The organism is Parafannyhessea sp., from assembly GCF_051876455.1.
In the GTDB taxonomy this organism is placed as follows: domain Bacteria; phylum Actinomycetota; class Coriobacteriia; order Coriobacteriales; family Atopobiaceae; genus Parafannyhessea.
Genome location: NZ_JBJEHW010000159.1, coordinates 1 through 10,252, shown reverse-complemented (window position 1 = coordinate 10,252; position 10,252 = coordinate 1). Strand labels below are relative to the sequence as shown.

Annotated in this window: 8 protein-coding genes; 5 read left to right on the top strand and 3 right to left on the bottom strand. The window is 67.2% G+C overall.

The genetic code is table 11. The annotated features are described in order from the left end of the window. Positions 1 to 11 precede the first annotated feature (11 nt). Positions 12 to 956, bottom strand: a complete 945-nt coding sequence (locus tag ACI38Z_RS06950) for an undecaprenyl-diphosphate phosphatase (protein ID WP_439789464.1) — start codon at positions 954 to 956, stop codon at positions 12 to 14. Between the two features lie 272 nt (positions 957 to 1,228). Between ACI38Z_RS06950 and ACI38Z_RS06945 the strand changes: the two genes are divergently transcribed. Both ACI38Z_RS06945 and ACI38Z_RS06940 read left to right on the top strand, forming a co-directional pair. Continuing rightward, on the top strand, positions 1,229 to 1,681 hold the full coding sequence (locus tag ACI38Z_RS06945; protein WP_439789463.1) for a universal stress protein: 453 nt from the start codon (positions 1,229 to 1,231) through the stop codon (positions 1,679 to 1,681). 314 nt (positions 1,682 to 1,995) lie between these two features. Then, entirely contained in the window at positions 1,996 to 3,153 is a 1,158-nt protein-coding gene (locus ACI38Z_RS06940; protein ID WP_439789462.1) for a coiled-coil domain-containing protein, read from the top strand. A 107-nt stretch (positions 3,154 to 3,260) separates the two neighbouring features. Here ACI38Z_RS06940 and ACI38Z_RS06935 read toward each other — a convergent pair whose 3' ends face one another. Together ACI38Z_RS06935 and ACI38Z_RS06930 are read right to left on the bottom strand one after the other, a co-directional pair. Continuing rightward, positions 3,261 to 3,776, bottom strand: coding sequence for a hypothetical protein (locus ACI38Z_RS06935; RefSeq protein WP_439789461.1), 516 nt, complete (start codon positions 3,774 to 3,776; stop codon positions 3,261 to 3,263). A gap of 9 nt (positions 3,777 to 3,785) precedes the next feature. Then, entirely contained in the window at positions 3,786 to 4,784 is a 999-nt protein-coding gene (locus ACI38Z_RS06930) for a DMT family transporter (protein WP_439789460.1), read from the bottom strand. 125 nt (positions 4,785 to 4,909) lie between these two features. Between ACI38Z_RS06930 and ACI38Z_RS06925 the strand changes: the two genes are divergently transcribed. The 3 genes from ACI38Z_RS06925 to ACI38Z_RS06915 form a co-directional block, all read left to right on the top strand. Next, on the top strand, positions 4,910 to 8,056 hold the full coding sequence (locus ACI38Z_RS06925; RefSeq protein WP_439789459.1) for an insulinase family protein: 3,147 nt from the start codon (positions 4,910 to 4,912) through the stop codon (positions 8,054 to 8,056). Positions 8,057 to 8,059: 3 nt separating this feature from the next. After that, positions 8,060 to 9,373 carry a 2-hydroxyacyl-CoA dehydratase subunit D gene (locus ACI38Z_RS06920; RefSeq protein ID WP_439789458.1) on the top strand — a complete coding sequence of 438 codons (1,314 nt, stop codon included), beginning with the start codon at positions 8,060 to 8,062 and terminating at the stop codon, positions 9,371 to 9,373. Beyond that, the coding region (locus ACI38Z_RS06915) for a 2-hydroxyacyl-CoA dehydratase family protein (protein WP_439789457.1) at positions 9,370 to 10,252 on the top strand (883 nt) is incomplete at its 3' end. The genes ACI38Z_RS06920 and ACI38Z_RS06915, both read left to right, overlap by 4 nt.

Genomic DNA, 10,252 nt, shown 5'->3' with positions numbered 1-10,252 from the left:
TCTCCCACGCGCTAGATGATGTGGTAGGCAAACAGGAAGTACGCGATCACCACGACGCCGAGGGCGATGCGGTACCAGCCGAACGGCTTGAAGTCGTGCTTCTTGATGAAGCCCATGAGGAAGCGGATCACCAGGATCGACACGAGGAAGGCCACCAGGCAGCCAACGCCGAGGATGGCAAGCTCAGAGCTCGTGAAGGCGTTGCCCTTGAGGAAGAACTTTACCAGGCGCAGGCCGGAGGCACCCACCATCACGGGGATGGCCAGGTAGAACGTGAACTCGGCCGCAACGGCGCGCGAGCAGCCAAGCAGCAGGCCGCCGATGATGGTGGAGCCGGAGCGCGACGTGCCGGGGACCATGGAAAGCACCTGGAAGATTCCGATGCCGATGGCCGTGCCCCAGCCAAGCTCGCTAATGCTCTGCACGCGGGCGTCCACGTCGGCCAGCGCGGCCTTGCTCTGCGCGACGGGCTGGGAGTTGGGCTTGAAGTGCTGCGGGCGCGGGCTGAACGAGCGCTCGATCGCGATCTGCTCCGCCTTGTGCTCGCGGTGCGTCTCGATCGCGATGAAGGCGATGCCGTAGACGATGAGCGCCGCGGCGATCACGAAGGGGCTGCCCAGATGGTCCTCCATCCAGTTGTCCAGCGGGATGCCGATCACGGCCGCGGGCAGGCACGCCACGATGATCTGGCCCCACAGGCGCCAGGTGCCCTTGCGCTCCTCCGTCGTCTTCTTGCTCGACCACGGGTTGAGCCGGCCAAAGAACATGACGCAGACGGCCAGGATCGCGCCGAGCTGGATCACGACCAGGAACATGTCCCAAAAGTCCTTGGTGACGTCCAGCTTCACAAACTGGTCCAGAAGCAGCATGTGTCCCGTGCTGGAGACGGGCAGCCACTCCGTGATGCCCTCGACCAGGCCGTACAGTGCCGCCTTAAGTAGTTCGATTACGTTCAAGGAGACCTCCCGATGACGTTTGCGACTCTCTATCATACGTTTCGCGCGCGCGGCGGACGGCCCACCACAAGACAATCACGACCCCCTTACGCTCCCCTTGCCTGAGCAATAACGGGCGAGAAGGACGGCCACCCGGGCTGGCGCCGGCCCCTTGCCCGCGCCATGGCGACCGCTCGCGGGTTCGCCCGCGGGTCGCGCCGGCTGGTGGGTAGACTCGACACATGCAGGGGATGCGCAGGGTACCTGCAGGATCAAGGCACGGGAGGTGCTCTATGGTTACCAAGTATCAGGACCTGGGTTATGACAGGATCCTCGTGGCGCTGGACGGGACGGAGCAGCAGGACGAGGTCCTGCGCCGTGCAATCATCGTCGCAGCCAACAACAACTCCGAGCTCTACATCGGCCACGTTATCGACTCCACGGCGCTGGAGACGGCGGGAACCTACCCCGTAGACCTGGTCGAGAGCCTCGAGAAGGACTTTCGCGACTCCATCGCGGAGCAGGTAGAGAAGGCCAAGAAGATCGACACGATAAAGAAGGTCGAGGTCATCGTAAAGGCCGGCCGCATCCGCGAGACGCTCAAGGACGACATGATCGACGTGATCGAGCCCGACCTGATCATCTGCGGCGCACGCGGCCTCTCCTCCATCAAGTACGCGCTGCTGGGCTCCATCAGCACGTTCCTGACGCGCAACGCCAAGTGCGACACGCTGGTCCTCAAGTAGCGAAGGCATCGGCACGGCGCGCGACAGCGCAGTCACAACACAGAACGACTCGGCATCCCGCCTGGGCTTCGGCCCGGGCGGGATGTTCTTCTCGACGCACGCGACGGCCGCGTGCAGACAAGGCAAAGGCGCGGGCGAGAAGAACGGGTTTCTAGCCGGGGGGTCATGCGGAAAAGTGCGTCAAGGGTTCATCGGCAGGCGGCGCCACATGTGGAGGGGGCGTGTGATTGCGCGATGCTATGTAATATAGATATGTTGCGTATGCACGTTGCGCAAGCACGCAGACCGCAGACGATTTCCGAAGGCGGGGATTCATGACACGCAAACCCATGCGACTCGCGGCGACCGCGCTGGTTGCCGGGCTTCTGTTTGGCGTTGGGATGGGGGCCTTCCCCACGAGCGCCGTGGCGAGCGAGGATTCGGACCTGCAGGCGAAGGTCGAGCAGACCAGCAAGGCGTACAACGAGGCCGCTTCCAACCTGAGCAAGGTCCAGAAGAGCATGGACGACAACCAGGTCAAGATCGACGAGCTCAACAAGGAGCTGCCCGAGCTGCGCGCCAACGCGGCGAAGTCCATCAGCTCGTCGTACAAGCTGTCGCAGTCGAGCGGCGGCGTGGTCGACATGCTGCTATCCTCGGACAGCTTCAACGACCTGATTAGCGCCATGAACTACCTGGACATCGTGGCAGGCAAGAACAACGATGCCATGGACAAGCTCGTGAGCACGCAGCAGAAGCTGGAGCAGACGCAAGACACGCTCAAGGCGCAGAAGGCCGAGGCCGAGACGGCCAAAGACAAGGCAAAGACCGCCATGGACGACGCGATAGCCGCGCGCAAGGAGGCCCAGGAGAAGGCCGCCAAGGAGCTGGCAGCGCAGCAGGCCGAGGCGCAGAAGGCCGTCGAGGAGGCCCAGAAGGCCGAGAAGGACGGTCAGACCACGTTCAAGACCGAGTCGGGCAACACGGCCACAGTGACCACGCCGACCGCGAGCAACAACGCGTCGAACTCGAGCAACAACAGCAATAACAGCTCGAACTCGAACTCCAACTCGAACTCCAACGGCAAGGCCTCCAGCGACACCTCCAACACGGACGCCGTGACCTGGACTGCGCGCGACAAGTTTGTGCAGGAGTGGACCGGCCGCATCAACGCGTACCTGGCCGGATCGCCCATGGCCGGGCACGGCAAGACCTTTGCCGAGGCCGCCTACGACAACGGCGTGGACCCGCGCTACTCCCCCGCCATCGCCAACGTGGAGTCCAGCAAGGGCCTGTACTGCTTCAAGCCGTACAACGCCTGGGGCTGGGGCAGCTCCGGCTTTAGCGACTGGGACAGCGCCATCCGCGCGCACGTGGCGGGCCTGGCCTCCGGCTACGGCTACACCGTGAGCGTGACGGCCGCCAAGAAGTACTGCCCGCCCAACTGGCAGTTCTGGTACTCCGCGGTCCTCAGCAACATGAACAGCATCTAGCGCGGCAGACAAGGCACATACATCGAGAAGAACGGCCATCCCGAGCGGAGTCTCGTGCGGGATGGCCGTTCTTCTCCCCCGCGGCGGGGGCTGCCGGCAGGTGCCCGCTACGCCAGCAGCAGCGCGCAGAGAAGTGCAAGCTGGCCCAGCGCGTTGGTGCCCTGCTCGATCCAGTTGGAGCGTGCATCGAGCTGGTCGCGGCTGCGCGCGAACCGCCCCATGAGCAGCATGCAGGCCAGCCACGCCAGCACGAGCGGCAGGCTGGGCATGCGCACCAGGACGCGCAGGAGCCCCAGCGTCCCCGCGGCGTCCAGCACGGCACCAGCAACCATGAGGGCGAACCCCGCGGGCATCACGTAGCGCATCTGCCTGCTGAGGATCGGCACATTGCGGTGCGCCAGCGCCATCACGAGCTTCCAGGCGACCTTGCCCGTGCCTCCCGCTAGCGCGAGCGACGCCCCGATGACCCACACGGGGCTCCCGATGCGCGCGCCCGCCACCAGGCAGGACGCCCCAAAGAGCGCCACAGGCACCGCGTCCACCAAGGCAAGCGCAAGATTGAAGCCCTCGGGCACCTCCGGCGCGGCGGATGCGCCGCCCGCGTTGTGTTGCGACTCTGCCATGCGCGTCCCCTACGCCGTGAGGAACACCATCACGATGATCATCAAAAAGCCCAGCAGGTCCATGGGCGTGAACACGGCGCCCAGCCACACCACGGAGCTGATGGTGGCCATGACCGGCTCGGACGTGCCGAGCATGGAGCCGCGCACGGAGCCGACCTCCTTGACGCCCTGCAGGTAGAGCGCGTAGGCGCCAAACGTGCCCAGCACCACGGAGAGCAGCACCAGCGCGACGCCGGCGGCGTCCAGCGTGGGCATGTGCGCCCACGGCTGGTACGCGATGGTGAGAATGATTCCCGAGAAGAGAAACGCAAGCCCGTTGACCGCAAAGTTGCCCCAGCGCGTGATCATGCGCACCGGCTGGATGGCCAGGATCGTGGCGGCCACGGCGCAGCCCATGCCCCACGCCAGGCCCTGCGGCGGCAGCGCGAGCTTGGTGGGGTCGCCTCCCGTGGCCACAAGGTAGGTGCCAGCCACAGCCAGCACCAGGCCGATCAGCTCGCGCCGGCGCGGGCGGCGCCTGTTGACTATGCACACGTACACCATCACGATCACCACGGAGAGGCTCTGCAGGATGGTGGCCGTGGCGGAGTTGGTCCAGTTGATCGCCTCGAGGTACGCCACCTGCGAGAACAGGATCGACCCCACGGCGATGCCCAGGATGCTCAGGAGCGAGCGGCCGTCGTGCAGCACACCGCGCAGGCGCTCCGGCGACGTGAGGTGCCCCGCGATCAGGAACAGCCAGCACGCGCTGAGCTCTCGCACGCAGGCAAGCCAAAGGGGCTGCACGCCGTACGTGCCCATGAGCACCTTGGACAGGGTGCCGTTGATGCCCCAGAACGTCCCACCCAACAGCGTGAGCAGGATACCGCGCGCCACGGCGGACTCCCCGCGCACCGCGGCGCGGCCGGCCCGCTTGACGCGCCCGCCCACGCGGCGCACGCGAGCGCCAAGGCCGTTCTTCTCGTCCTCATCCACCTCGTCAAAGGGGACCATGCCCTGCTGTGCCACGGCGCTCCAAACCTCAAACGTACCTGCAAGTTTCACGCTTTGCACCATAACACCGCCGCGCGGAAAAGTTTGCGGCAAGAGGGGTAGAGTTAGCTCGTTAGATATTTGACACAACAGGAGTAGCCATGCAGACAATTGACAGCTCAGCCCAGCAACCCTCGTCGGCCGGCGCGCCCGCCCAGGGCGAGAAGAACGTGCCCCCGTACTCCGCGGCCGACCCGGCCCTGGCCGTGGGCACCGCCCACGAGGGCTTCACGGTCACGAAGGTCATCCCCCTGCCGGAGTTTGACGGCCACGCGTACGTGATGCGCCACGACGCCACCGGCGCCCGCGCCATGTGGCTCGCCGTCGACGACAACGAGAAGTCCTTCTCCATCGCGTTCAAGACCCCGCCGGCGGACAGCACCGGCGTGTTCCACATTCTGGAGCACTCCGTCCTGTGCGGCAGCGACCGCTTCCCCGTTAAGGAACCCTTCGTCAACCTGCTCAAGACGTCCATGCAGACGTTCCTGAACGCGCTGACCTTCCAGGACAAGACCATGTACCCGGTGGCCTCCACCAACGTGGCGGACCTCAAGAACCTGATGGACGTCTACATCGACGCCGTGCTGCACCCGGCGATCTACAACCGCCCGCGCATTTTTGAGCAGGAGGGCTGGCACCTGGAGCTGCAGGATTCTGACGGCAACCCCGCCGCGCCGGACGACCCAGACGCCCGCCTGGCGTACAACGGCGTGGTGTTCAACGAGATGAAGGGTGCCCTGAGCGACCCGGACGACGTGCTGTTTGAAGCCGTGAACCGCAGCCTCTTTCCCAACAACGCCTACCGCTTTGAGTCCGGCGGCGACCCGCGGCAGATCCCGCAGCTAACGTACAAGAAGTTCCTGGACACGCACGCGCGCCACTACAACCTGGCCAACAGCTACACCATCCTGTACGGCGCGCTCGACATCGACGACATGCTCGCGTTCCTAAACGAGCGCTTTGGCCACGCGACGGACCGCCACGCGGGCGCGCCCAACCAGCTGGTGCCGCAGGCGCCCGTGCGCGCGCCGTTTGCGCAGGTAAAGATGGCCACCGCGCCAGAGAACGCGAGCGTTGGCCTGGCGTACGTGATCGGCGGCGCGGCGGACCGCGAGCGCGTGCTGGCCACGGACGTGCTGCTGGACGCGCTGGCCGGCTCCAACGAGGCGCCGCTCAAGCGCGCGGTGCTCGACGCGGACCTGGGCGACGACTTTACGGCCACGCTGGTGGACGGCCAGCTGCAGCCCGTGGCGCTCTTCCAGCTCAAGGGCGCCAAGCCCGGCGTGGCGCAGCGCTTCCGCGAGGTGGTGGAGTCCACGTGCGCGGAGCTCGCGACCAACGGCATCGGCCGCGACAAGCTGAACGCCTCCCTGGCGCTGGGCGAGTTCAACATGCGCGAGGGCGACTGGGGCCCGTACGGCGACGGCGTGGCCCTGAGCATCCAGGCCATGTCCAGCTGGCTGTACGACGACGACCGCCCCGTGGACTACCTGCGCTACGAGCAGGAGCTGGCCCACATGCGCCAGGGCCTGGACGACGGCTACTTTGAGCGCCTGCTAAACGGCCTGGTGTGCAAGAGCGACCACTGCTGCGAGGTGGAGCTGGTCCCCACGGAGGAGGGCTCCGCCGCGGAGGAGAAGGACGAGCTTGCCGCCCGCAAGGCGGCCATGGACGCGGACCAGCTGCAGGCCGTGGCAGACGAGGTGGAGGCGCTGCGCCCCGAGCAGGAGGCCCCGGACAGCCCGGAGGCCCTGGCCACGCTGCCGCGCCTGACCGTGGCGGACATTGGCCCCGCGCCCAAGGAGGTGCCGCTGCAAAGGGCCGAGGCACCTCTCCCCTGCCTGTGGCACGACCTGCCCACGCGCAGGATCGACTACGTGTACCACTACTTTGACCTGAGCGGCCTCCAGTTTGGGGACCTGCCGTACGTGGGCGTTCTGGCAGAGCTCCTGGGCAAGCTCGACACGAGCGAGCACTCCGCGTCCGACCTTGACACCTACATTGAGGCCAACCTGGGCGGCCTCACGTTCTTTACGGAGACCTACGGCCGCGACGACGACCTCGACTTTGCGGACCCCAAGCTCGTGGTGGGCGCAAGCGCGCTGCAAGAGAAGGTCCACGAGCTTGCGACCATCCCCACGGAGGTCATGCTGCACACCAGCTTTGCGGATGCGGACCGCATGTTCGCCATCCTCACGCAGCAGCGCATCGTGCTGGCGCAGCAGTTTGCCAACAGCGGCCACTCCAGCGCGATGGCGCAGCTTTCCGGCATGTACTCCAAGGTCAACCTCGTGGCCAACAACATCGGCGGCGCGGAGTACTACCTCTTCCTGCGGCAGCTGCTCGCAAACTGGGACGCCCGCAAGGACGAGCTCCGCGCGCACCTGGAGCAACTGGTCGCACAAATCTTCACCACGCGCAACGTGATAACGAGCTTCACGGGCCCCAAGGCCGACCGCGAGCGCTTCTGGCAGGAGGCCGGCACGCTGGGCCTGCCCACGCCCCCCGCGGGCCAGGAGAACGTCCCCACGGCAGAGGATCCCTTCTCCCCCGCACCCACCTCGGGCGTGCGCCTGAGCGTCCCCGCGCCGCAGCCGCATGACGAGTTCTACGTCATCCCCTCCAACGTGTGCTACGTGGCCGAGGGCACCGGCCCCTCCCCCAAGGATTCCGGCAGCGTCGGCACCTGGCAGGTTGCCTCGCGCATGCTCACGCTCGACTACCTGTGGAACGAGGTCCGCGTCAAGGGCGGCGCCTACGGCGTGGGCTTCCGCCACATGGTCGCGGGCCTGCAGCAGTACTGGTCGTACCGCGACCCGGGCGTGGAGGGCACGCTCGGCCGCTACGCCGGTGCGGCGGACTGGCTGGCCAACTGGCGGGGCGACGCGGACGAGCTGGACGGCTACATCGTGAGCGTGGTGGCCGGCACGGACGCCCCCGTAAAGAGCCGCGCCCGCGCCCGCAGGCAGGACAACCAGTACTTCATGGCGCGCCCGGCGGACTTCCGCGCCACCGTGCGCGACCAGGAGCTCCACACCACGGCGGAGGACCTCCGCGCGCTCGCTCCGTCCATGGAGGGCCTCGCCAGCCGCGGCACCGTCGTCGTGTTTGGCCCGCGCCAGGCGCTGGAGTCCACCAGCCGCGACTTCCGCGTGATCGAGCTCGCGGACCCGCAGTCTGCCACTGCCCAGGACGGCGCGTCCTTCTCGCCCGCCGATGCACCTGACGCCGACTACCAGGAGGGCTAGCCCGTGCCCGCGGACGACCAGAAGCGCTCGACGGACGTGATCGAGCGCTTTGGCCAGCTGGTCGACAGCCAGATAGAGACCAACCCCGCGCTCGCGCGCCGCCTGCTGCTCACGGGCTTCAAGGCGGAGCGCCTGCGCACGCAGCTGCTGCCGCGGCGCGAGCTGTTGCCCTCGGGCCAGCTGGACAACCGCCTCACGCTCGAGGGCGTGGTGGGCGCGCTGGAGCACCCCGACCGCATGGTCCTCACGTCCATGTTCATGCCGAGCGAGATCTTTCACGCCATGGGCCTGTACCCCGTGATCGCGGAGGCCATTGGCGACTTCTTCAGCGGCGCGCAGGCGGAGCAGGGCTTTGTGACCGCGGCGGAGCAGCGCTCCGTGCCGGAGTCCTACTGCAGCTACCACAAGGTGCTGGTGGGTGCCACGGCGGCAGGCGTCATCGCGGCGCCCCGGCTCATCGCAAACTGCTCCGTCGCCTGCGACGCCAACAACCTCACGTTCAAGTGGCTGGCGCGCCACCTGGACTGCGAGCGCCGCTACATCGACGTGCCATACGACCCCAGCGAGGACGCGGTCCACTACGTGGCGGACGAGCTTCGCGAGCTCGCCTCCGCGGCGCAGGACGTCTTCAACACCAAGCTTGACCAGCGCGTCCTGTCCCAGCACGTGGCGCGCAGCATCCGCGCGCTCGACGTGATGGAGCGCACCCTGCCCCAGCGCGCCGGCCGCACCATGCACACCACCATGACCATCGAGATGATGCGCTCCTGCTCCATGCACATGATGCTGGGCACGCCGCAGGTGGACCACCTGATGGACCTGGTCCAGCAGGAGATCCCGGCCAAGACGCACCCCTACGCTGGCCTCAACCTGCTGTGGAGCCACACCATGCCGTACTTCAGCGTGCCGCTGCAGCGCGCCGTGGACAACTCGCCCCTGGCCCAGATCGTCGCGAGCGAGATGTGCTTTGACCAGTTTCGCCCGGGCGGCTGGCGCCACGACGCCGGCGAGCCCTTCGAGCACATGGCCGAGCGCCTGGTCTACAACAGCTACAACGGCCCGGCCCAGCGCCGCGTGGATCGCCTGCTCCACCTCGCGCGCACCACGCAGGCCGATGGTGCCATCGTGTTCTGCCACTGGGGCTGCAAGGAGACCATGGGCGCCTCGCAGCTCATCAAGGCCGAGCTGGAGGACGCGGGCTTCCCCACGCTCGTGCTCGACGGCGACGGCTGCGCCCGCCGCAACATGCCGGAGGGCCAGACGGCCACGCGCGTGCAGGCCTTCCTGGAAATGCTACAGTCGGGGAGAAGATCATGACAAACCCAGTCGTCTGCTACGGCTGCAAGTACGCCCCCATCGAGCTGCTGGCCGGCTTTGGCGCAACGTCCCAGCAGATCATGGTGGAGCCGGACAGCTTCGAGGCGGCCGAGCGCCTGGCCCACGGCAACCTGTGCGGCTTTGGCAAGTCCGTCATCGCGTGCGGGCTCAGCCCCAACGTGCACCAGTTGGTCCTCACCACCTGCTGCGACGTCATGCGCCGCTGCTACGACGTGCTCAACGCCCAGCACTGCCTCGATTTTCTCTACCTGCTCGACATCCCACACGTGGTGACCCCGGCCTCCCAGCGCCTGCTCGCGGGCGAGCTCCGCAAGCTGGCCCAGGCCTACGCGGACTTCAGCGGCAAGAGCTTCGAGGTCGGCTCCGCGCTGGCCGCCATAAAGGTGCCACCCGCGCACAAGCCGGGCTCGGTCGCCCTCGTGGGCGCCCATGCCCCGCAGTCGCTCCTGGACGAGCTCAACCATGACCTCCACGCCCCCGTGGTCAACCACACCTGCACGGGCGAGCGCGTCCTCGCGCAGCCCCCGCTCGAGCTCGCCCGCGCGGAGTCCACGGGCTGCGGCCGCTGCGCCGTGCCGGACATCGCGGGCAACGGCTCCAATGCCTCCACGTTCGACCAGTTCGTCGACTGGTACGCGGGCGCGCTCCTCTCCCAGACGCCGTGCATGCGCATGGACGAGGTCGGCGGCCGCTCGGGCCTGGTGGCCGGCGGCCACGCGGGCATCGTGTACCACACCATGAAGTTCTGCGACTACTACGGCTTCGAGTACGCGGACGTCGCGGGCATGGCCCAGACGCCCCTCCTCAAGCTCGAGACCGACGGCACCCCGCAGAGCTCGGGCCAGCTCCACACGCGCA

Bases quoted from the DNA above. Each gene is read 5' to 3' on its own strand.
- ACI38Z_RS06935 (WP_439789461.1), bottom strand. From the start codon at position 3,776: ATGGCAGAGTCGCAACACAACGCGGGCGGCGCATCCGCCGCGCCGGAG.
- ACI38Z_RS06925 (WP_439789459.1), top strand. From the start codon at position 4,910: ATGCAGACAATTGACAGCTCAGCCCAGCAACCCTCGTCGGCCGGCGCG.
- ACI38Z_RS06940 (WP_439789462.1), top strand. From the start codon at position 1,996: ATGACACGCAAACCCATGCGACTCGCGGCGACCGCGCTGGTTGCCGGG.
- ACI38Z_RS06945 (WP_439789463.1), top strand. From the start codon at position 1,229: ATGGTTACCAAGTATCAGGACCTGGGTTATGACAGGATCCTCGTGGCG.